Below are 22073 nucleotides of genomic sequence, written 5' to 3' on the forward strand. Positions count from 1 at the left end.
CGGCAACTACGAGTACGCCATCAACAACTCGTTCGGGTTCGGCGGACACAACGTCGCCATCGCCTTCGGGCGGTACTAGACCGAATAGCACCGGAATATCAGGAGACCTGCGATGACTATCACGGCCCCCGAGACGGTTGGCGAGTCGCTCGACCCTCGCGACCCGCTGTTGCGCTTGAGCAATTTCTTCGACGACGACAGCGTCGAACTGCTGCACGAGCGTGACCGCTCAGGCGTGCTGGCCGCCGCGGGGACGGTGAACGGTGTGCGCACCATTGCGTTCTGCACCGACGGCACCGTGATGGGCGGTGCCATGGGCATCGAGGGCTGCACCCACATCGTCAACGCCTACGACACCGCCATCGAGGAGCAGAGCCCGATCGTCGGCATCTGGCACTCCGGCGGTGCCCGACTGGCCGAAGGGGTGAAGGCACTCCACGCGGTGGGCCTGGTCTTCGAGGCGATGATCCGGGCCTCCGGATACATCCCGCAGATCTCGGTGGTCGTCGGCTTCGCGGCCGGTGGCGCCGCCTACGGCCCGGCGCTGACCGACGTCATCGTGATGGCGCCCGAGAGCCGGGTATTCGTCACTGGACCCGACGTGGTCCGCAGCGTCACCGGCGAGGACGTGGACATGCGCTCGCTCGGCGGCCCGGAAACGCATCACAAGAAGTCCGGTGTGTGCCACATCGTCGCCGACGACGAGCTCGACGCCTACGAGCGTGGTCGCCGGTTGGTCGGGTTGTTCTGCCAGCAAGGGCATTTCGACCGCACCAAGGCCGAGGCTGGTGACACCGACATCCACGCGCTGCTCCCCGAGTCGGCGCGGCGGGCCTACGACGTACGTCCCATCGTGACCGCGATCCTCGACGACGAGACGCCGTTCGACGAGTTCCAGGCCAACTGGGCGCCGTCGATGGTGATCGGCCTGGGTCGGTTGTCCGGACGCACGGTCGGCGTGCTGGCCAACAACCCCCTGCGTTTGGGCGGCTGCCTGAACTCCGAAAGCGCGGAGAAGGCAGCACGTTTCGTGCGTCTATGCGACGCGTTCGGCATTCCGCTGGTGGTAGTCGTCGACGTGCCCGGGTATCTGCCCGGCGTCGACCAGGAGTGGGGCGGCGTGGTGCGCCGCGGAGCCAAGCTACTGCACGCGTTCGGCGAGTGCACGGTCCCGCGTGTCACGCTGGTCACCCGAAAGACCTACGGCGGGGCCTACATTGCGATGAACTCCCGGTCGCTGAACGCGACCAAGGTGTACGCCTGGCCGGACGCCGAGGTCGCGGTGATGGGCGCTAAGGCCGCCGTCGGCATCCTGCACAAGAAGAAGCTGGCCGCCGCGCCGGATCACGAGCGCGAAGCGCTGCACGACCAGCTGGCTGCCGAGCACGAGCGGATCGCCGGCGGTGTGGACAGCGCCATCGAGATCGGCGTGGTCGACGAGAAGATCGACCCGTCGCACACCCGCAGCAAGCTCACCGAGGCGCTGGCCCAGGCGCCGGCACGCCGCGGCCGCCACAAGAACATCCCGCTGTAAGTCGACTCCGGCGCCGTCCGGACAGCCGGTCAACCCGCGCCACCACCCAGAATCGCAGAAAGTGCTTGGCGCAGTGCGGCTTCCGGGTCGGCGGGAAGTTCGTCGGCACGCCACCCGATGAAATCGTCCGGGCGCACCAATAGCGCCCCGTACGGCGCAAGCCCGGTGATCGCCGCCCACTCGTCGCTGTAGATGCGATGCGCGGCTACCGACGCCGAAGCCGCAGCGGCACACCATCGTTCGTCGCCGGTCAGCAGGGTGAATTCGGGGCCCAGCAGATCGAGTGTGGAGACGCCGTCCCGTACCCACATGTGCGGCACCCGGGTGCCCGGTTGGGCGCGCAGCTCGTCCACCAGGCCGTCGCCGTCCGCGTCGCCTGTCACGACCGCAGCCGAGCGGTATCGGTACCCGATGAGCAGGTTGAACATCGGGCACTCCTCGTCGGGCGGCAGCAGCGGCACGTCGCCACCGGCCCGCAGCAGCGCCACCGACGGCCCGGTGAGGGACTGGCGCGCGGCGAACCGGCCCACCGGGTGGCGTTCGGCGTGGTAGGTCGCCAGCAGTTCGGGCGCGGCCGTGCCATGCAGGACGGCGGCGAGTTTCCACGCCAGGTTGTGCGCGCTTTGAATGGCGGTGTTGGCTCCCCCGGCCTTGAACGGCGGCATGGTGTGCGCCGAATCGCCGATGAGAAATGCGCGGCCACAATCGAATTGGTCGGCCACCCGCTCGTAGGGCTGCCACGTCGCAACCTCGATGATGTCGATGGCGATCTGCTCGCCGATCGCCTTAGTGAGCAGTTCGCGGCAGCGCTGCGGGGTGAACTGCTCGGCCGACTCGCCCGCGCCGGGAAAGTAGGTGGTGATGAACATGCCGAGATCGCCCTGGGCGACCAGGAAGATGCCGTCCACGTCGTCGTTCTTGACCTGCACGCCATCGCCGTCGTGCAGCTTCGGGATGAACCGCCGCCACGGCGCCCGGAAGTAGACGAAGACGACGTAGATCGGCAGCGCACCGTAGCCAGAAGTGGTGATTCCCAGAGACTTACGGATCGGACTGTGCACGCCGTCGGCCCCGACGAGGTAGTCGGCGCGGACGGTTTCCGACTCCCTCGAGTCCGCGTCGTGTACTACCGCGGTGACACCGGTGTCGTCCATGTCGACCGTCGAAAGTTCAGTGCCGTAGCGTACTTCGCTGCCGTGTCGGCGGGTTTCGGCCAACAGGATTGGCTCGAGCCTGCTCTGTGGGCAGTACTGCACAGCGGATTCGGGGCTGAGCGTGTCCAGGCCGGCGAAGATCGCGTCGATGTCGATTGCCGGCTCTTCGGCGGGGCTGTTGAGCGTCGGCTTGGCGACCATGTTCGAAACGTGTTCGGCGACTTGGTGTACCTCGTCGCTCAAACCCAAACCGCGCAGGATCTCCAACGAGCGGAAGCTCAGGTTTCGGGCTTTGGGGTAGATGAAGACTTCGCGCCGCTTCTCAACCAGTAACGACCGCACCCCATGTTGAGCCAGCAGCGCCGACATAGCCAGCCCGCCCACGCCGGCTCCGACGATCAGGACAGGAACTCGTGTCGTCATCGCGTCGCCTTCCGACACCGTCGCCATAAATGACAGTCTCTCTCATTAGAGACTAACTCTCAAGACCGTGCGGAGCGCTAACCGAAGCGCGCCAGAAACTCCTCGGCCACGGCGACAACCCGTTCCCGGTCATGCGCCACCAACCCGATTCGGGTCCGCCGATCCACGATGTCGGAGACGCTAAGCGCACCTTCATGGGTTATCGCGTATTCGAATTCGGCTCTGCTGACGTCGATTCCCTCGGCAACCGGCTCGGACGGGCGCTCGCAGGCGGCGGCCGCGAGCACCTTGGGCGCCTCTGCGCCGTAGCGCTGCACCAACGACGCCGGCAGCGTGGTGTCGGGCGCCGCGATCACCCCGGGATTGGTCGGCGCTCCGATCAGCGGCAAATTGCGGGTCCGGCATTTCGCGGCACGCAGCCGCCGCACCCGGATGGCGCGGTCCAGCGCATCCTCGGCCATATAGCGGTATTCGGTCAGCTTGCCGCCGATCACGCTGATCACCCCGGATGCCGACTCGACGACCGCGTGTTCGCGCGAGACGTCGGCGGTGCGGCCTTCGCCGGTGTCGATGAGCGGTCGCAGTCCGGCGTAGGCGCCGATCACGTCGGTAGCGGTGAGCTCGGCGCCCAAGGCGGTGTTCACCGTGTCGAGCAGAAACGTGATCTCTTCGACCGACGGTTCGGGCACGTCCGGAATGGGACCGGGAGCGGCTTCGTCGGTCAGCCCCAGGTAAACCCGGCCGAGTTGTTCGGGCATGGCGAAGACGAAGCGGTTGAGCTCGCCCGGAATCGGAATGGTCAGTGCCGCAGTGGGATTGCCGAACGCCTTCGCGTCGAACACCAGGTGTGTGCCGCGACTGGGGCGCAACCGCAACGCCCCATCGATCTCACCCGCCCATACCCCGGCGGCGTTGATGATCGCGCCCGCCGACACGTCGAACGAGTCTTTACCGCGCATGTCGGTCAACCGCACCGAGGTGCCGGTGGCCCGCGACGCCGACACGCAGGTCAGGATCCGGGCGCCGTGCTGCGCCGCGGTGCGTGCCACCGCGGTGACCAGTCGGGCGTCGTCGATCAATTGCCCGTCGTAGGCCAAAAATCCCCCAGCCAGGCCGTCGCGTCGCACGGTGGGCGTCATCTCCGCGACGCGCTGCGCCGAAATCCGGTGCGAGCGGGGCAGTGTCGAGGCCGGCGTACCGGCCAGAAACCGCAATGCGTCGCCGGCCAGGAACCCGGCGCGCACCAGCGCCCGATTGCTCGAGTTCATCGACGGCAACAGCGGCACCAGTTGTGGCATCGCACGAACCAGGTGAGGGGCGTTGCGCGTCATCAAGATTCCGCGCTCGCTGGCGCTGCGCCGGGCAATGCCCACGTTGCCGGTCGCCAGGTAGCGCAGCCCACCGTGGACGAGTTTGGAACTCCAGCGGCTGGTGCCGAACGCCAGATCGTGTTTTTCCACCAGCGCCACCCGTAGCCCGCGGGCCGCGGCGTCCAATGCGATCCCGGCGCCGGTGATGCCGCCACCGATCACCACGACGTCCAACGGCTCACCGTCGGCCAGTGCGGCCAGGTCCGCGGCGCGGCGCGTGGCGTTGAGAGCGGTCGGGTCAGGTATCACGACAGATATCCGTTCAGCGAGTAGGCAAGTTCGGTGGCCAGGGCATCGGCGTCGAGCATCGGTTCGACGATGCGCGCCGACTGAATGGTCGACTGGGCGATCAGCAGCACCATGGTGGCCATCTGGATCGGGTCACCGTGCCTTATGCTGCCGTGTCGCTGAGCGACCCGCAGCCGCGCGGCAAGGGCGTCGATCAACATGCGCTGGCTGGTCCCCAGCCGTTCGGTGATGTAGGTCGACGCCAGATCCGAGTGCAGCACCGACGTCACCAACCGGTCCGCGCGCAGCATATCGGTCACGGTAACTATCTGTCGCACAAGCGATTCCCGGTCCTCTCCGAGCAACGGCGCGTCGCGCATCACCTCGGTGATGTGCTCGGTCAACAGCGCCGCCACGATCGACTCCGTGTCCGGCCACCGCCGGTACACCGTCGGCCTGCTGACGCCCGCGCGGCGGGCTATCTCGGCGAGGGTCACCCGGTCGACGCCGAAATCCACCACACAGCTGGCCGCCGCGGCGAGGATGCGCTCGCCGGTATCCAGCTTTGTGTTACGGATTGACAACATATGTAATACTGTAACGCATGACGGATCCCCAGGGGTTGTTGCCGCCGATGAAATGGAACGCATGGGGAGATCCCGCCGCGGCCAAGCCGCTTTCCGAGGGGATCCGGTCGTTGCTGCAGCAGGCCGTGGGGGTCGAGGGGTCCCGCACGGCCGACCTGGAATCCGATCAGGTGCAACTGCGCCCGTCGCGGCTCTCGCAGACCCATCGGGAGGCGCTGGCCGCCATCGTCGGCGCCGAGTACTGCCGCACCGCGGACTCCGACCGGTTGCTGCATGCGGGCGGCAAATCCACCATCGACCTGTTGAACCGCAAGGAAAGCGGCCCGCAAGACGCGCCCGATGCCGTGTTGCTGCCCGGCGGCCCCGATGGCGAAGAAGCCGTCGCCGCAGTCCTGCGCTATTGCTCGCAGCATCGCATCGCCGTCGTGCCCTTCGGCGGGGGCACCAGCGTGGTCGGTGGACTCGAGCCTCTTCGTGCGGACTTCGATGCCGTTGTCTCGCTTGATCTACGCCGTTTCGACCAACTCATCTCGCTGGACGACGTGTCCGGCCAGGCGGTTTTCGGAGCGGGGGTCACCGGACCGGATGCCGAGCGTCTCCTTGCCGCACAAGGTTTTTCGCTCGGACATTTCCCGCAGAGCTTCGAGTACGCCACCATCGGCGGCTTTGCCGCCACCCGCTCTTCCGGCCAGGACTCGGCGGGTTACGGCCGATTCAACGACATGGTGCGCGGGCTGCGCGTGGTCACGCCGGTGGGCACCATGGATCTGGGGCGCGCACCGGAATCGGCCGCGGGTCCCGACCTGCGCCAGTTGCTGATCGGGTCGGAAGGCACCTTGGGTGTCATCACCCAGGTGCGACTGCGGATCCACCGCGCGCCGGAAACCGTTCGCTACGAGGCGTGGTCGTTTCCCGATTTCGATACCGGGGCTGCGGCGCTGCGCGCGGTCACCCAGACTGGCACCGGTCCCACCGTCATTCGGCTCTCCGACGAGGCCGAGACCGGCGTCAACTTGGCCACCACCGAGGCGATCGGCGAATCGCAGATCACCGGCGGCTGTCTGGGCATCACCGTGTTCGAGGGCACCCAGCAACACGTCGAGAGCCGGCACGCCGAAACCAGCGCACTGCTGGCGGCCCGGGGCGGGACCTCGCTGGGCGACGGACCGGCGCGGGCCTGGGAGCGTGGCCGGTTCGGCACACCCTACCTGCGCGATTCACTACTCGCGGCGGGCGCGCTGTGCGAAACGCTCGAGACCGCCACCGACTGGTCGAACATTCCGGCACTCAAAGCCGCTGTCACCCAAGCACTTACCGACACCCTGGCCGAGACCGGTACACCGGCCCTGGTGATGTGTCACATTTCGCATGTCTATCCCACCGGCGCGTCGTTGTACTTCACCGTCGTTTCCGGGCAACGCGGCAACCCGATCGAGCAATGGAAAACCGCCAAGAAGGCCGCGCCGTGCCCGGAGACCGGGTTGGTCAGCGCGATCACCTTGCCGATCTCGCGGCGGCCCAGCTCGCGATCGCCCGGCTGCATCGCCGGGGTGTGGAGGTCGTCGAAATCATTGGTGACGACGCGCAAGACGCGCGGCATCTGGTGGGCGCGGCCATGGAGAAGGGCACCGACGCGGTCATGGTGACCGGAGGCGACGGCGTCGTCTCCAATGCCCTGCAGGTGATGGCCGGTCGCGACATTCCGTTGGGAGTGATTCCGGCCGGCACCGGCAACGACCATGCCCGCGCATTCGGCATTCCCACCAACGATGCCGAGGCCGCCGCGGACATCCTGATCGACGGCTGCACGGAATCCATTGACCTGGGCCGTATTCAGGGAGACAACGGCATCGACAAGTGGTTCGGTACCGTGGCGGCTACCGGCTTCGATTCGCTGGTCACCGATCGCGCCAACAGGATGAGTTGGCCGCACGGCCGGCTGCGCTATTACATCGCGATGCTCGCCGAACTGTCACAGCTGCGGCTCTTACCGTTCCGCTTAGTGCTCGACGGCAGCGATGAAATCGACGCGGACATCACGCTTGCCGCCTTCGGCAACACCCGCAGCTACGGCGGCGGGATGCAGATCTGTCCACACGCGGACTACACCGACGGTCTGCTCGACATCACCATGGTGCACGAGGCATCCCGCACCAAGCTGGTCCGCTTGTTTCCCACCGTGATGAAGGGGACTCACGTCAACCTCGACGAGGTGAGCACGGCGCGCGCCAAAACCATCCACGTCGAGTGCCCGGGTATCAATGTCTACGCCGACGGCGACTTCGCCTGCGCGCTACCCGCGCAGATCTCGGTAGTGCCGGGCGCTCTGCAGATTCTGCGCCCGCCCCAGCGATAAACCGGTCTCGACAGACCATTACCGCATGTTCGGAAGCGCTAGCGGATGCGCTAGCGCTTTACAAACTCGCTTATTGCTTCCGGAGAGGCGGCCCGGTGAGCCGCGGCAGGAGCTAGCCGACGCCCCGGCTGAGCCAGGTCACCTCGCCGACCTCGCCGCCGTCGCGGTAGGCCTCCAGCGCGTCGTCCCAGGCGGTCCCCAGCACCGAGTCCAGTTCGGCGGCCAGGGTGTCGGCGCCCTGGGCCATCATCGACCGCAGTCGCATCTCCCCGACCATGACGTCGCCGTTGGCGCTCATCGCCCCGCTCCATAGGCCGAGTTGCGGGGTGTGGCTGAACCGGTGGCCGTCGACACCGGGACTGGGATCCTCGGTGACCTCGAAGCGCAGCACGGACCAGGACCGCAACGCGTTGGCCAACTTGGCGCCGGTGCCCACCGGCCCGACCCAGTTGGTGACCGCGCGCAGTTGTCCGGGCATTGCCGGCTGGGGCGTCCAGGTCAGGTTCGCCTTGGCACCCAGGGTCGACGACAACGCCCACTCGACATGCGGGCAAACCGCCGCCGGCGAAGCGTGCACGTACACCACGCCAGTCGTCACGTCGGCGAATTGATTCGACGCTCGCATTTCCTGCTCCTTCGGTTCCACGAGGGACGTCTTCCCCAACGACCTGCGGACCCGATAAAGAGAGGGCAGCTTGCTTGAAATCTTCGGTTTTTTGTGTGTCCTGCGTGTCTATTGTGCCTTGTGATACCCGTGTTGCGCTAGTGTGCATTTCCCACTAGCTGTAATCGGCTATCACGGCGTCAGCAATCGTCGGCCACGGCTGCAGCGCCCAGTCCCCGAAATCCCGGTCGGTGAGGACCACCAGCGCCACATCATTTTCGGGATCTGCCCAGATAAACCCACCCGCCTGGCCGAAATGGCCGAACGTTCGGGGCGAATTGCGCGTACCCGTCCAATGCGGTGATTTCGCGTCCCGCAGCTCAAAACCCAGCCCCCAATCGTTGGGGCGTTGCACGCCGTATCCGGGCAGCACACCGTCCAGACCGGGAAATTGCACCGTCGTCGCCTCGGCATGTAGCCCTGCTGAGACCGTCACCGGGCGCAGCAGGTCGCCCGCGAAGACAGCCAGGTCCGCCACCGTCGACCTCGCTCCGAAACCGGCGGCCACCGCGCCGCCCTCCAGATAAGTCGCCGCCATGCCCAGCGGTTCGCACACCGCCTCAGTCAGATAACGAGCAAACTCGATGCCGGTTTCTTTCTCCACGGTCTGGCCCAGCACGGTGAACCCCTGGTTGGAGTAGATACGACGGGCGCCGGGCGGGGCCAGCACCTTGTCGGTGTGCATCGACAGACCCGAGGTGTGGGCCAGCAGGTGGCGGATGGTGGCGCCGGGCGGGCCGGCGGCCGCGTCGAGGTCGACGGCGCCTTCTTCGATGGCGACCTGCACGGCCCGGGCCGCCAGCGGCTTGGTCACCGAGGCCAGTTCGAACACCCGCTCGGTGTCGCCGTGGCTGGCCCGCACGCCATCGGGTCCAACCACCGCGGCAGCGGCCGCTCCGACGGGCCAGTCGTCCAGCGACTCGAGGGCCGCCATCACTTCCTGGCGATGTAGTAGTTGTTGATCGGGTCCGACTCGATCTCGGCCACCCGCACGTCGGCGAATCCGGCATCGCCAAGCATCGAGACGGCCAGTTGTGTCCCCCAGGCGGTGCCCAGCCCGGCGCCGTCCAGCGCCAGCGACACCGTCATGCAGTGCATCAATGACGTCGTGTACAGGTAGGTGCTCATCGGAACACCGACGTTCTCCTCCAGCCGGCTCGACGCCTTGATGTCGGCCATCAGCAGCACACCGCCCGGGCGCAGCGCCCGGTAAATGTTCTGCAGAACCCGCGCCGGCTGCGCTTGATCGTGGATGGCATCGAAGACGGTGATGACGTCATAGGCGTCCGCCTTGTCCAAATCAGCGAGGTTGTGGCTCTCGAAGGCCGCATTGGACAGGCCCCGCTCGGCGGCTTCCCGAATCCCGGTGCCGATGGCCTGCTCGGAAAAGTCGATGCCGGTGAAGCGGCTGGCCGGAAACGCTTGTGCCATCACATTGATCGCGTGTCCGCTGCCGCAGCCGAAATCCGCCACGTCGGCCCCAGACCGCAGCCGATCCACCAGACCGTCCACCAACGGCAGCACCACGTCGACCAACGCGGTGTCGTAGACGACGCCGCTCTGCTCGGCCATCAATGCGTGGAAGCGGGGGAACTCGCTGTATGGCAGCCCGCCGCCGGCGCGGAAGCAGCCGATGATCTTCTGCTCGACTTCGGCGAGTACCGGAACGAGCAGGGTGACCAAGGCCAGGTTGTCAGGTCCGGCCTGGCGCGTCAGCACGGCGGCGCGCTGGGCGGGCAAACTGTAGCGGGCGGTCGAGGGGTCGTACTCGACGACGCCGCCGGTGGTCATGCCGGCCAGCCACTCCCGGACGTAGCGTTCGTTGAGCCCGGCCGCCTGGGCGATCTGCTCGCTGGTGGCCGGTGTCAGCCCGGCCATGGTGTCCAGCAGACCGGTCTGATGCCCGATGCTGAGCAACAGCGTCAGGCTGGCTCCGTCGATCGCCGCGGTGATTCGTTCGGTGAATTCTTCGGTGGTTTCCAAAGCTGTCACGCCCACGGACGGTACACCCGTTTATTGGCGGGCCGGTTACCAATGGTGGATGGGTGGACAACCCGCCGAGAGATGTATGGCGGAGAGCGCTTAGGTTGGAGCTCATGAGTCAGACAGTGCGCGGCGTGATTTCACGTAAGAAGGGCGAACCCGTCGAATTGGTGGACATCGTTGTCCCGGACCCCGGGCCCGGAGAGGCTCTGGTCGACGTCATCGCCTGCGGGGTGTGCCACACCGACCTGACCTACCGCGACGGCGGCATCAACGACGAGTATCCCTTCCTGCTGGGCCACGAGGCCGCCGGCCGTGTCGAGGCCGTCGGTCCCGGGGTGACCGCGGTCGAGCCGGGCGACTTCGTCGTGCTGAACTGGCGCGCGGTGTGCGGGCAGTGCCGGGCCTGCAAGCGCGGCAGGCCGCACCTGTGCTTCGACACCTTCAATGCCACACAGAAAATGACGCTGACCGACGGCACCGAACTCACTCCCGCCCTGGGCATCGGGGCGTTCGCCGACAAGACGCTGGTGGCGGCCGGCCAGTGCACCAAGGTCAATTCCGAGGCCGACCCGGCGGTCGCGGGTCTGTTGGGCTGCGGGGTGATGGCCGGGCTGGGCGCGGCGATCAACACCGGCGCCGTCACCCGTGACGACACCGTCGCGGTAATCGGTTGCGGCGGTGTGGGCGACGCCGCGATTGCCGGTGCCGCGCTGGTGGGCGCACGGCGGATCATCGCGGTGGACACCGATAACACCAAGCTCGACTGGGCCCGCAAGTTCGGCGCCACCCACACCGTGAACGCCCGCGAACTCGACGTGGTGAAGACCATTGCCGACCTCACCGACGGGTTCGGCGCCAACGTGGTGATCGATGCCGTGGGCCGGCCGGAAACGTGGAAGCAGGCGTTCTATGCCCGCGATCTGGCCGGAACCGTTGTGCTGGTTGGTGTTCCGACGCCGGACATGCAACTGGACATGCCGCTGGTGGACTTCTTCAGCCACGGCGGCTCGTTGAAATCGTCGTGGTACGGCGATTGCCTGCCCGAGCGCGACTTCCCCACGTTGATCGACCTGTACCTGCAGGGCCGGCTTCCACTCGAGCAGTTCGTCTCCGAACGCATCGGCCTCGGCGACGTCGAGGAGGCGTTCCACAAGATGCATGACGGCAAGGTGCTGCGGTCGGTGGTGGTGCTCTGATGGCGGGCATCGAACGGCTGGTCACCCACGGAACCTTCGAACTCGACGGCGGCAGTTGGGAGGTCGACAACAACATCTGGATCGTCGGCGACGAATCCGACGTCGTGGTGTTCGACGCCGCGCACTCCGCCGAGCCGATTCTGCAGGCCGTGGGCAATCGCAATGTGGTCGCGGTGGTGTGCACGCACGGCCACAACGACCACGTCACCGTAGCTCCCGAACTGGGTGCGGCCCTGGACGCCCCGATCCTGCTGCATCCGGCCGACGACGTGCTGTGGCGAATGACCCACCCGGACAAGGAGTTCCGGATGATCGCCGACGGCGACACGATCGACGTCGCGGGCACCGAGTTGCTGGCGCTGCACACGCCGGGCCACTCCCCCGGATCGGTGTGCTGGTATGCCCCGGAGCTGAACGTGGTGTTCAGTGGGGACACCTTGTTCTCCGGCGGCCCGGGCGCGACCGGGCGCTCGTATTCGGACTTCCCGACCATCCTGCAGTCGATTTCCGGTCGGCTCGGCACGTTGCCCGGCGACACCGTCGTGCACACCGGCCACGGCGACAGCACCACCATCGGAGATGAGATCGTGCACTACGAAGAATGGGTGGCCCGCGGCCACTGATGTGTCCACCGATGTGTCCAAGCCGAACTGACGACCAGTCTGGTCACTATCGTTGATCTATGCCGCCTGAACCCCGGATGCCCGAATCGAGCATTGTGGTGCGGCCCGAGCCGGTCTACACCGAGGCCTCGCGGCTGCGGGCCGCCGGTTTGGCGCAGGCGATCGCGATGTTCGAGCGCGTCGCCGAAGAAGTGGTGTTGCCCAAAACTCCGCAGCCGATCGTCATCGCCGACTACGGCGCCGCCAACGGCCACAATTCGCTCAAGCCATTGTCGGCGGCCATTGCCGTGTTGCGCCGGCGCACCCGCCACGATCACGCAATCCTGGTGGCGCACACCGATGTTCCGGCCAACGACTTCGCGGCGCTGTTCGAAACGGTGGCCGACGACCCGGAAAGCTACCTGCACACCGATACGGCGACGTTCACCTCGGCGGTCGGCCGCTCCTTCTACGACCAGATCGTGCCGTCCAAGACGGTCAACCTGGGCTGGACGTCGTGGGCAACCCAGTGGCTGAGCCGAACACCGTGCGAGGTGCCCGATCACGTGCACGCCTCGTGCAGCAAGGACGCGGCGGTGCAGTCGGCGTACGCCGACCAGGCCGCACTGGACTGGCATAACTTCGTCGCGTTCCGCGGCCGGGAGCTGGCTCCCGAGGGCCGGCTGGTGGTGTTGACGCTGGCCGCCGATGACGACGGCTCCGCGGGATTCGGCCCGTTGCTCGACGCCATCGTCGCGGCGCTGGGCGATCAGGTACGCGACGGGCTGCTGAACTCAGATGAGCTGCGGCGCATGACGATTCCGACGTTTGCCCGTACCGAGAAGGATTTTCGTGCCCCGTTCGCGCCCAAGGGACGATTCGAAGGCCTGATGATCGAGCAGCTCGAGATGTTCAACGCCGAGGATCGGTTCTGGGCTCGTTACCAAAAGGACCACGACGCCGAGGCATTCGGCGGGCAGTGGGCGGCCTTCGCACGCTTCGTGCTGTTCCCCTCGCTGCTGGCCGCACTCGACGACGGGGTCCACGACGAGCGGGCCGCGCAAATCGTCGAGCGGCTGGAGTCTGCCGTGGCCGAGCGTCTGTCAAGCGCACCCGAGCCGATGCGGATTCCGCAGGCCCTGGTCGTGCTGGTCAAACGCGACGCAGCGCATCGATGAGAGTTTCGGCACAACTACGCAGCGGGTAACCCGTTGCCATCGTCGAATCTGCGACCGCAAGGGGGTAGACGCATGAGCGTGCAGGACGATAAGGGGACTGAGGACGATCAAGCGACCAAGGACGACAAAGAGACTAAGGACGATAGGTCGAGCAGTCGAGCCGAACAAGCTGATCAAACTGGCGGAAAGGATGATGACCAACAGCTGACCGAGAAGCCCGAGCCGGACGAGGACGCCAAAAAGAAGGCCGCCGAGATGATGGAGGCCTACAAAGAAAAGCCCACCATCGTCCTGCCGGGCACCGGCGGCAGCGTGTCCGGCACCGCGGTCAACGACTGGCTGGACGACGAAGGCAATCCCAGGCACGAAGAGCCCGAGGGCGCGGATTCGGACGCCCAAGCAAAGGGTGACGAAGCCCAATCCAAAGACGACGCCCAATCCAAAGACGAAGCCCAATCCAAAGACGAAGATCACCAGCGCGACGAGAAAGCTCTGCAGGAGCAGATCGAAAAGGACAAGGCTCTCAACGAGAAGCTCAAAGAGGCCGCCCAGGAAGAGAACAAGGGCGAAAAGGCTAAAAAGGGCGGAAAGGCTTGAGCCGAAACCGGATTCCCGATGTGGTGTTCAGTGACCGGGTAGCGGGCCCACCGCACTGACGCCCAGGTTGCCCTCGATCTCCTGGATTATCTGGTTGACCCGGTCGAGCCCCGGGATGGATTCGTTGACGCCCGGAATCGGTGGAATCGGCGGGGCGGCCACCCTGTGCGGCGCCGCTGGAGGTGCGGGCGCGGCCGGCGGGGCCGCCTGAGGAGTCGCCCGCGGTGTGGTGGTCGTCGGCGTTTCGGTGTCAGCGGGAGGGTTGGTGTCGGAGGTTGACGGCACCGGGACGTCCGGCGGTGGCGGGGCGGGCTGGGCCGTTGCGCTGTTGGGAGCCGGCCGCGGGGCCGCCGGCGTCGTGCTCAGGGCGGGCGTTGGCGTGGTCGCCGATTTGTTCTGCGGGTTAAGGCCGATCGCCACCGCGGTTCCCACCAGCAGCACCGCCGCGATGGCGATGATGATTGCCGCCGCCGGCAACAGATGCCGGCGAGGTGAAGGACGCTTGCGCTCGACGGTTTCAGGTGCCGCCTGCGCCGCCCCGGTTGACGAGCCGGTGTCAGACGCCGAATACCCCGTCGCGCCGGTGGCGCTCACCCGTGAGTTGTGCCCGGTGGCCGACCATGCCCGCGCCATCTGGCCCTGTGTCGGCCGGGCCGGCGCCGCCTGGGCGGTCGCGGTCGCTTCTGTGCGCGGCTCCGGCCGTACCGCTGTGCGGGCCGTGGCGGCCGCGGCCGGCGCCGAGAGCGTCGCACCGGCGTCGCCGTGACCTTGGGCCACCCGCAGCGCGGCGCCGAGGGCTGCCGTGAGTTGCGGGCGGGGCGTGGTAGCGACCGGTACACGGAAATGCCGCGACAAAGTGGTGGTGACCGTCGGCAGGTTCGCCCCGCCGCCTGTCGACACCACCGCGACCAGATCACGAATTCCGTTGCGCACCAACGTTTCATCTAGCGCGGCGATCAAGCTGTTCAGTGACGCACCAATAGCGTCGTCGAGTTCGTGGCGGGTGACACGGATTTCGCCGCGCGTTCCGGTCAGCCCGTCGGTCAGGGTGGTCATCGTGCTCGACGACAGCTGCTCCTTGGCGACCCGGCATGCGCTCCGCAGCCGGCTCAGCGAACCGATCGCCGCGGTGCCCGACGGGAACGCACCGGTGCTGGGCATGTTGGCGATGACGACGCTCAGCAGCGCCTGGTCCATCAGGTCACCGGAGAAATCGCGGTGCCGAACGGTCGGGGCCAGCGCCCGGTAGTCGCCGTCGGCGTGCATCAACGTGATGCTGGTGCCGCTGCCGCCGAAATCGCAGACGGCCACGGTTCCGCGCGGCGGTATGCCGGCGTTGGTGCGCACGGCGAGCAGCGTCGCGGCGGCGTCGGGAATCAGCAGCAGGGGGCGCGCCCGTTGCGACCACTCGGGGATTTCGCCGAGGGCGGCGCCGAGGGCCTCCACCGCGTGCGACTCCCAGTGCGAGGGGTACGTGACCGCGATGTTGTCCGGCAGCGGGCGTCCGCGGGTGGCGGCATATGCGAGGGCTCGCAACGCGTCGGCGATCAACACCTCGCTGCGGTGCACCGAGCCGTCCGGGGCCACCACCGGGCGCGGGTCGCCGACCCGGTTCACAAGGCCGGTGATCACCACTCCGGGGCCTTGCAGTCTGGGGTTTTCCGCGGGAATGCCGACCTCGGCGGGGCGATCCGGGTACAGCGTCAACACCGGCTTGCGGGTGATGGAGTTGTCCGAGGTGATGGCTGCCAGGTTGGTGGCACCAATCGATAAGCCCAGCGCGGTCCCGACTCCATTGGCCATTTCGATCCCCGTATCCGCAGCACCAACTCGCATCGGCTAGCCGTTATTGTGCCGCCAAAACCTGTATTGCGTGTCTGCGACAGCTATGCGCCGGCTGTGCGCCCTCAGCGAATGCTGCCCTCGCCGGCGATGAGCGGCAGGTCGAGCGGGGTGACCCAGCCCGGCCGTAAATCGTTGACCGCCGGTACAGCATTGAGTGCCCGCAGCCCGGTCGCCAGGCAGCCGGCCGCCGCCGCGTCCCGGCCCGAGCCGTCGGTGAACCGAAACGCGGTCTCCTGGAAGATGCTTGGAGTCCCTTCGATGTCCACCCGGTACACGTCGTTGTCGTGGCCCGTCGGCCAGTCCGGGGCGGCGTCCAGCCCGATCCGGTTGACGTGTTCGAGCTGGATGCGGGTCTCGCCCTGGTACACGCCGTTGATGGTGAATCGGACGGCGGCCACGTGCCCGGGTTTGATGACGCCCCTGGCGGAGTTGCGCTCGGTCGGGGTCACCCATTTGTCCCAAGTGGTGGTGATCTCGTCGAGCATGATCCCGGCGGCGTGCGCGATCATCGGGACGGTGGCGCCCCACGCGAAGATCAGCACGTCGCGGTTTTCCAGCATCGGGCTGTATTCGGGCTCGCGGCCGATGCCCATCTCGACTTCGTAGTCGCCTTCGTAGTTCGTGTAGTCCAGCAGTTCGGACGCCCGGACCCGCCGCACCTCCGAGCACAGCCCCATCAACGTCATCGGAAACAGGTCGTTGGCGAATCCGGGGTCGATGCCGGTGGTGAAACATGACGACTCGCCCAGCTCGCAGGCTTCGGTGATCGGCTGGATCCAGTTCGGCGGGTTGAGGTGCATGGTCGGCCAGACCCACGGTGTCATCGCGGTCGAACACACGTCGATGCCGGCCCGCAGGAACCGGGTGATCAGCGCGATGTTCTCCTTGGCGTGCATCGCCGTCGGGCCGTAGTGCACCAATGCGTCGGGCTTCAGGGCGATCAGAGCGTCAATGTCGTCGGTGGCGGTAATGCCGACCTTCTCGGACATCCCGCAGATCTCACTGGCATCGCGGCCCACCTTGTCCGGATTGCTGACGCCGACGCCCACCAACTCGAACAGCGGATGCTTGACGATCTCGGGGATCACCATCTTGCCGACGAACCCGGTGCCGTACACCACCACCCGTTTTGAGCCGCTTATCGACATAGTCAACCTTCCGTTCGCCGGCCCCCGCTTCGGGCTTCACCATAAGCTTCCCTACCGTCGCTCGTGGTGACACGATGCAATTCATGACCAAGCACCTCGCCGGACCTTCAATCCTGTTGGCCGTCGGTTTCGGGTTCGCGAATGCATGCGGCGTGGCGCACGCCCTTCCCCAGATGCCGAAGGTCCGCTACGAGATCAACGGGCCCGCCGTGGCCGAGTTCATCTACTACCAAACCGACAACGGGCAGCTGCATCAGCAGAATGCCCCGCTGCCCTGGTCGACGGAGTTCACCGGCTACGGCGGCGAGGTGTTCACCGTCAGCGCACAGGGTCCGGGCCCGATCTCCTGCAAGATCCTGGTCGACGGCAACGTGGTGAGCGCTGCGACGGCAACCGCCGGTGCACCCGCCAGAACCGTGTGCACACACTGATCCGGCACTCCCATTTCACGACGAAGGAGCTCTAGGTGAGCCTCAAGACGGGTCCCAGAAAAGGCCTGGCGCCGCGGACGAACGGGGCGCCGCCGCCCGACATCGCGCTGGCCGATATCCATCTCGAGTCGCTGGACTTCTGGGCATTAGACGATGACTTCCGCGACGGGGCTTTCGCGACCTTGCGCCGCGAGGCGCCCATCTCGTTCTGGCCCGCGATCGACTACGAGGGATTTGAACCGGGCGAGGGACATTGGGCGCTGACCAAGCACGACGACGTGCACTTCGCGAGCCGTCACCCCGACATCTTCAGCTCCAGCCCCAACATCACCATCAGCGACAACACGCCGGAGATCAGCGAGTACTTCGGCTCGATGATCGTGCTCGACGATCCGCGACACCAGCGGCTGCGCTCGATCGTCAGCCGGGCGTTCACCCCGAAAGTGGTGGCGCGTATCGAGGCTTCGGTCCGGGAACGGGCCCGGCGACTGGTTGCGTCGCTGATCGCCAATCATCCCGACGGCGAAGCCGAGCTGGTCAACGAGCTCGCCGGTCCGCTGCCGTTACAAGTCATCTGCGACATGATGGGCATCCCGGAAGAGGACCATCAACGAATCTTCCACTGGACCAACGTGATTCTCGGGTTCGGCGACCCGGACCTGGCCACGGATTTCGACGAATTCCTCAAGGTGTCGATGGACATCGGCGCCTACGCCAGCGCGCTGGCCGAAGACCGGCGGTCCAATCACCACGACGATCTGACCACCGCCCTGGTGGAAGCCGAGGTCGACGGGGAGCGGTTGTCCTCGTCGGAGATCGCGTCGTTCTTCATCCTGCTGGTGGTGGCGGGCAACGAGACGACGCGCAACGCGATCAGCCACGGCGTGCTGGCGTTGTCCCGTTATCCCGAGCAGCGCGACAAGTGGTGGTCGAACTTCGACCGGCTGACCCCCACCGCCGTTGAGGAGATCGTCCGGTGGGCCTCCCCGGTGGTGTACATGCGACGCACCTTGACCCGCGACTTCAAGCTCAGCGGCACCAAGATGAAGGCCGGCGACAAGGCCACGCTGTGGTACAACTCGGCCAATCGCGACGAGTCGACGTTCGCCAACCCGTGGGTGTTCGACGTGGCGCGCACCCCCAATCCGCACTTCGGCTTCGGCGGTGGCGGTGCCCATTTCTGCCTGGGCGCCAACCTGGCTCGTCGTGAGATCAGGGTGGTGTTCGACGAATTGCGCCGCGAGATACCCGACATCGTCGCGACGGATGAGCCCGCGCGGCTGCTGTCGCAGTTCATTCACGGCATCAAGACCTTGCCGGTGGCCTGGACTCCGCCGCGGTAGCCCTCCCGCGAGTTCGGCTCTGCCCGAAGGCATATCGCCTCCGCGGTGGACGATGGCTTCCGCGCGGCCTGTCTCCGGAGGTATATCGCTCTCTCGAAATCGATAGCGCATGCGCTATCAAATCCGGATTACGCTGACCCCGTGACCGTTCCCGCGTTTCCCGACCCCGAGGTGCTGGCCGTCCGCCAGAAGCTGGTGCTCGACCACTTCCACGACGAAGTCCGCCACGCCTGGGACGACGTATTGTCGACCTTCCCGCACCCGCGCTACGAGCTGATCCCCCAGATGCTGGTGCACGACGGCGAGGCAGCGGTGCGCGACTACTACGCCTACACACGCACCGCATTCCCCGACCAGGACCACGAAATCATCGCGCTGCGCCACAGCGCCGACGCGGTGATTGCCGAATTCTGGCTGATGGGCACCCACCGCGGTTACCTGGGCAAGGTGCCGCCCACCGGCAGCCGCTTCCGCGTCCGCATGACCGCATACTTTGTCTTCGACGAAACGGAAACGCTTGTCTGCGAACGCATTTACTTCGACACGCTGACGATGATCAAACAACTTCTGGGCGGGCTGGACATGAAGAAGCCGGCGAACTGGTGGCTGGCCGCGCGCTGCCTGCGCGGGTTCTTATCGATGTCCTCGGAAAAACCGGACCCGGCGCTGACGAACACCCCTTAGACTCCATCGCTAACGAGCAAGGGAGGCCGCGATGCGAGTTGCACGCCTTCACACGATGTGCGGCCTGACCGCCGTGGCACTGCTGGGCAGCTGCGCGATGGCCACCGCCGCCCCCTTACCGCACGGCTCGCACACCGCGAAGTGGATCGACCTGCAGGCCGGTGAGTGCGTGGCCGACCTGCCGCCGGCCGACGGGAGTCGGGTCAACGTCACCGTGGTCGATTGTGCGACAGCGCATTTGGCCGAGGTATATCTGCGCGCTCCGCTGGCCGTCGACGCCGCGATCGCCACCGTCGCCAGTCGCCATTGCGCGGCCGGGTTCGCCCCGTACACCGGCCAGTCCATTGACGGACGCCGCTTTTCGATCACCTATCTCATCGATTCGAACCAGGACCGCACCGGCGCCAACCCCACCCCGAGCACCGTCATCTGCCTGCTGCAGTCCGCCAACGGACAACCGTTGACCGGATCCGCGCACCACTGAGGGCTAGGCGATCACATAGTCGCTGAGCGGGAATGCCTGGGCTTCACGGACCGAGTTGAGTGTTGACGTCGGCCGCAGCAGCGATGCCTCGCCGCTGGGACTGAAGTAGTACGAACGCGACGTGGCGCAGTTGCCGGCGTAAAACACCGAATTGTCAAGCCGTTTGGTCATCCGTTCCATGAACCGGTCGTTGGCCTCTTCGGTCACCTCGAAGGTCGTCGCACCGCGACGCTTGACCTCGCTGAGCAGCCTGTCCATGTGCCGCATCTGGTATTCGATGGTGTGGAAGAAGGAGAGTCCGGAGAAGGCGAACGGGCTTGCCAGTCCGAGGTAGTTCGGGAAGTAGGGCATCGAAAGGCCCTGGTAGGCCTGGAACCTGGTCTCTCGCCACCACTTACCCAGGTTGCGGCCCTTGCGGCCGACCACCTCGATGGCCGGGAAGTTGGCCTCCCACAGGTCAAATCCGGTCGCCAAAACCAGGGTGTCGATGAGGGTCTTATTGCCGTCAACGGTGACGATGCCGTCCGCCTCGATTCGCTCGATCGGGTTCGTCTCCAGGTGCACGTGCGGCTTTGTGAAAGCGCGGTAGAAACTGTTGGAGAAGGTCGGCCGCTTGCAGCCAAGATCGTAATCCGGCGTCAACTTGGCACGCAGTTCCTTGTCCCGGATCCACCGGAATCGGTTGATCTTGGCCAGGTCGGACGCTGAAATGTTCCCCCGGCCTCGCGACTCCCGAAAGTGCAGCGCTCCCACGACCATGATGATCTCGAGGATGACGTCGGTCACCCACCGCAGCGCCCGCTGCGCCACCGGCACTCGCGCAAATAGGCGCCGCACCGCCGGGGCGAATTCGAAGTCAAACTTGGGTATCACGTGGGTGGCGGTGCGTTGGTAGACGGTGAGGTCTCCGGCTTCTTTGGCCAACTCCGGAACGACCTGCACCGCGGACGCCCCGGTCCCGATGACTCCAATACGACGACCCAGGTAGTGGTAGTCGTGGTCCCAGGCGGTGGTGTGGACCACCTTGCCCTTGAAGCTCGCGATGCCTGGGATATCCGGCATGCGGGGCTGGGACAGGAAACCGGTAGCAGTGATCAGGATGCGGGTCGCCAGCGTCTCACCGCCGGCCAGCGCCACCCGCCATACCTCGGCGTCCTCATCCCACTGGGCGCCTTCCACAGTCGCGTTGAATCGCATATGGCGGCGCACGTCGTATTTGTCGGCGACATCCACCGCGTACTGCTTCACCTCGGCGCCAGGCGCGAACAGCCGCGACCAGTCCGGCTTGGGTTCGAACCAGTACGAGTACGTGGTGGAGGGGATGTCGACGGCGATGCCCGGGTAGTGGTTGACATGCCAAGTGCCACCCAAGTCGTCCTCGCGGTCGAGGATTATGAAGTTGTCAAACCCGAGGCGCTTGAGCTGAATAGCAGCGCCGATGCCGCCGAAGCCGGCACCTACGATGATCGCGTCGAAACGGTCCGTGTTCACAGCCTTGCTCCGTGCTACCTGTTCCCATACTTAACGAATCATAAGCTTTCCCTAAGATACGCAACTCTAATAGGGCGCCACGCCGGGCGCATCCGACCTTTGCCGGTATGTGACCTTGCTGACACAAGCGCGGAGACTCATCGATGGGTCTATCAGACCCGGGTCACCCCAGCACCAGCTGCGCAAATGCTGCTACCGGCAACATTTGAAAAGCGCCTGTCGCGGGCGGTGCCGCCGGTTTTGCTCAGCCCGAGACGCCTGCAGCTACCCAGGTTCTTATCTTGTGGCCGGACCGGACGCGGCCGTTCCCTGTAGCCGGCCCAGGAGCTCGTGACATCGCTGCGCCCGCTCGGAGTCTTGAGCCATCACATCGCTGAAGAAGGATGCGACATCATCCAAACCGGCGTTTTTCGCGTCCCGCACATACTGGCCGTAATCGTGCCCGGCCTTCAGCGAGTGATACTGAACGGAAATAAGATCGAAGGTCACGTCGTCGAAACCCGTTTCGCCCGTTGCCATATCGCCACCTCTTTCGACAATGAGCGCCCGATCTGGTGCTCATCGTCTCCGGCTACCCTGAATGCACAACACCAAACGACGGCTTAAAGTGTTTTCGGAAGGCCATCCGACTGAACGTCGGAGCGTCATTGAGTTGATTTGGGAGGGGCTCGCATGGGCAGTTCGGACGCCATGAGTGCACGTCACGTCATTCGTTCCATTGGTTCAGCAGTTGTCATTGCCGCGTCGGGCATGGCCGTTTCGGCCTTGTCCA

The 22073-nt window shown here is 66.0% G+C and carries 21 protein-coding genes and 1 pseudogene; 12 read left to right on the forward strand and 10 right to left on the reverse strand.

The features are described from left to right. Both A5625_RS30315 and A5625_RS23115 read left to right on the forward strand, forming a co-directional pair. The coding region (locus A5625_RS30315; RefSeq protein WP_225325909.1) for a hypothetical protein at nt 1-79 on the forward strand (79 nt) is incomplete at its 5' end. A gap of 33 nt (nt 80-112) precedes the next feature. Continuing rightward, entirely contained in the window at nt 113-1534 is a 1422-nt protein-coding gene (locus tag A5625_RS23115; protein ID WP_066999606.1) for an acyl-CoA carboxylase subunit beta, read from the forward strand. 29 nt (nt 1535-1563) lie between these two features. Here A5625_RS23115 and A5625_RS23120 read toward each other — a convergent pair whose 3' ends face one another. The 3 genes from A5625_RS23120 to A5625_RS23130 form a co-directional block, all read right to left on the reverse strand. After that, complete coding sequence (locus A5625_RS23120; protein ID WP_197516198.1) at nt 1564-3111, reverse strand: FAD-dependent monooxygenase; 1548 nt, start codon at nt 3109-3111, stop codon at nt 1564-1566. A gap of 77 nt (nt 3112-3188) precedes the next feature. After that, nucleotides 3189-4730 (reverse strand): glycerol-3-phosphate dehydrogenase/oxidase, encoded by a 1542-nt coding sequence (locus A5625_RS23125; protein ID WP_066999612.1) that lies wholly within the window; start codon nt 4728-4730, stop codon nt 3189-3191. After that, the gene (locus A5625_RS23130) at nt 4727-5296 is read right to left on the reverse strand and encodes a TetR/AcrR family transcriptional regulator (RefSeq protein ID WP_066999615.1); all 570 of its coding nucleotides are present in this window, start codon (nt 5294-5296) and stop codon (nt 4727-4729) included. The genes A5625_RS23125 and A5625_RS23130 overlap by 4 nt, the downstream gene beginning before the upstream one ends. A 47-nt stretch (nt 5297-5343) precedes the next feature. Here A5625_RS23130 and A5625_RS23135 point away from each other — a divergent pair. Together A5625_RS23135 and A5625_RS23140 are read left to right on the forward strand one after the other, a co-directional pair. After that, nucleotides 5344-6759, forward strand: a pseudogene (locus A5625_RS23135) (FAD-binding oxidoreductase); the annotation flags it as partial. After that, entirely contained in the window at nt 6735-7652 is a 918-nt protein-coding gene (locus tag A5625_RS23140) for a diacylglycerol kinase (RefSeq protein ID WP_066999656.1), read from the forward strand. The pseudogene A5625_RS23135 and the gene A5625_RS23140, both read left to right, overlap by 25 nt. A 112-nt stretch (nt 7653-7764) precedes the next feature. Here the strand turns inward: A5625_RS23140 and A5625_RS23145 are convergent, their stop codons facing one another. The 3 genes from A5625_RS23145 to A5625_RS23155 all read right to left on the reverse strand — a co-directional run bounded on the left by A5625_RS23145 (nt 7765) and on the right by A5625_RS23155 (nt 10308). Further along, the gene (locus A5625_RS23145) at nt 7765-8277 is read right to left on the reverse strand and encodes a DUF3145 domain-containing protein (protein WP_066999658.1); all 513 of its coding nucleotides are present in this window, start codon (nt 8275-8277) and stop codon (nt 7765-7767) included. 154 nt (nt 8278-8431) lie between these two features. Continuing rightward, on the reverse strand, nt 8432-9250 hold the full coding sequence (locus A5625_RS23150; RefSeq protein ID WP_066999617.1) for a serine hydrolase: 819 nt from the start codon (nt 9248-9250) through the stop codon (nt 8432-8434). Continuing rightward, complete coding sequence (locus tag A5625_RS23155; protein WP_066999661.1) at nt 9250-10308, reverse strand: class I SAM-dependent methyltransferase; 1059 nt, start codon at nt 10306-10308, stop codon at nt 9250-9252. The genes A5625_RS23150 and A5625_RS23155 overlap by 1 nt, the downstream gene beginning before the upstream one ends. A 104-nt stretch (nt 10309-10412) precedes the next feature. On the opposite strand from A5625_RS23155, the gene A5625_RS23160 reads away from it, so the two are divergent. From A5625_RS23160 to A5625_RS23175, 4 genes are all read left to right on the forward strand, one after another. Continuing rightward, complete coding sequence (locus A5625_RS23160) at nt 10413-11498, forward strand: S-(hydroxymethyl)mycothiol dehydrogenase (protein WP_066999620.1); 1086 nt, start codon at nt 10413-10415, stop codon at nt 11496-11498. Continuing rightward, nucleotides 11498-12121 (forward strand): MBL fold metallo-hydrolase, encoded by a 624-nt coding sequence (locus tag A5625_RS23165; RefSeq protein ID WP_066999624.1) that lies wholly within the window; start codon nt 11498-11500, stop codon nt 12119-12121. The genes A5625_RS23160 and A5625_RS23165 overlap by 1 nt, the downstream gene beginning before the upstream one ends. A 59-nt stretch (nt 12122-12180) precedes the next feature. Continuing rightward, entirely contained in the window at nt 12181-13278 is a 1098-nt protein-coding gene (locus tag A5625_RS23170; RefSeq protein ID WP_066999628.1) for an SAM-dependent methyltransferase, read from the forward strand. 204 nt (nt 13279-13482) lie between these two features. After that, complete coding sequence (locus tag A5625_RS23175; protein ID WP_066999663.1) at nt 13483-13875, forward strand: hypothetical protein; 393 nt, start codon at nt 13483-13485, stop codon at nt 13873-13875. A 27-nt stretch (nt 13876-13902) separates the two neighbouring features. Here the strand turns inward: A5625_RS23175 and A5625_RS23180 are convergent, their stop codons facing one another. Continuing rightward, entirely contained in the window at nt 13903-15678 is a 1776-nt protein-coding gene (locus tag A5625_RS23180; RefSeq protein WP_066999632.1) for an Hsp70 family protein, read from the reverse strand. A gap of 104 nt (nt 15679-15782) precedes the next feature. Then, the gene (locus A5625_RS23185; RefSeq protein ID WP_066999636.1) at nt 15783-16868 is read right to left on the reverse strand and encodes a dihydrodipicolinate reductase; all 1086 of its coding nucleotides are present in this window, start codon (nt 16866-16868) and stop codon (nt 15783-15785) included. A gap of 83 nt (nt 16869-16951) precedes the next feature. Here A5625_RS23185 and A5625_RS23190 point away from each other — a divergent pair, with 83 nt between their 5' ends. The 4 genes from A5625_RS23190 (at nt 16952) to A5625_RS23205 (ending at nt 19810) form a co-directional block, all read left to right on the forward strand. After that, nucleotides 16952-17299 carry an MmpS family transport accessory protein gene (locus A5625_RS23190; RefSeq protein WP_197516199.1) on the forward strand — a complete coding sequence of 116 codons (348 nt, stop codon included), beginning with the start codon at nt 16952-16954 and terminating at the stop codon, nt 17297-17299. 35 nt (nt 17300-17334) lie between these two features. After that, complete coding sequence (locus tag A5625_RS23195) at nt 17335-18642, forward strand: cytochrome P450 (protein WP_066999641.1); 1308 nt, start codon at nt 17335-17337, stop codon at nt 18640-18642. A 141-nt stretch (nt 18643-18783) separates the two neighbouring features. Continuing rightward, nucleotides 18784-19326, forward strand: coding sequence for an ester cyclase (locus A5625_RS23200; RefSeq protein ID WP_066999643.1), 543 nt, complete (start codon nt 18784-18786; stop codon nt 19324-19326). A gap of 31 nt (nt 19327-19357) precedes the next feature. Beyond that, a complete protein-coding gene (locus tag A5625_RS23205; RefSeq protein ID WP_066999646.1) occupies nt 19358-19810 on the forward strand; it encodes a hypothetical protein in 453 nt (150 codons plus the stop codon). Nucleotides 19811-19813: 3 nt separating this feature from the next. Here the strand turns inward: A5625_RS23205 and A5625_RS23210 are convergent, their stop codons facing one another. Together A5625_RS23210 and A5625_RS23215 are read right to left on the reverse strand one after the other, a co-directional pair. Continuing rightward, nucleotides 19814-21301: an NAD(P)/FAD-dependent oxidoreductase gene (locus A5625_RS23210; protein ID WP_066999650.1), complete on the reverse strand. Its 1488-nt coding sequence runs from the start codon at nt 21299-21301 to the stop codon at nt 19814-19816. A gap of 276 nt (nt 21302-21577) precedes the next feature. After that, on the reverse strand, nt 21578-21820 hold the full coding sequence (locus A5625_RS23215; protein WP_066999653.1) for an acyl carrier protein: 243 nt from the start codon (nt 21818-21820) through the stop codon (nt 21578-21580). Between the last annotated feature and the right edge of the window lie 253 nt (nt 21821-22073).

Origin of the sequence: Mycobacterium sp. 1465703.0, from assembly GCF_001672975.1 — a bacterium.
In the GTDB taxonomy this organism is placed as follows: domain Bacteria; phylum Actinomycetota; class Actinomycetes; order Mycobacteriales; family Mycobacteriaceae; genus Mycobacterium.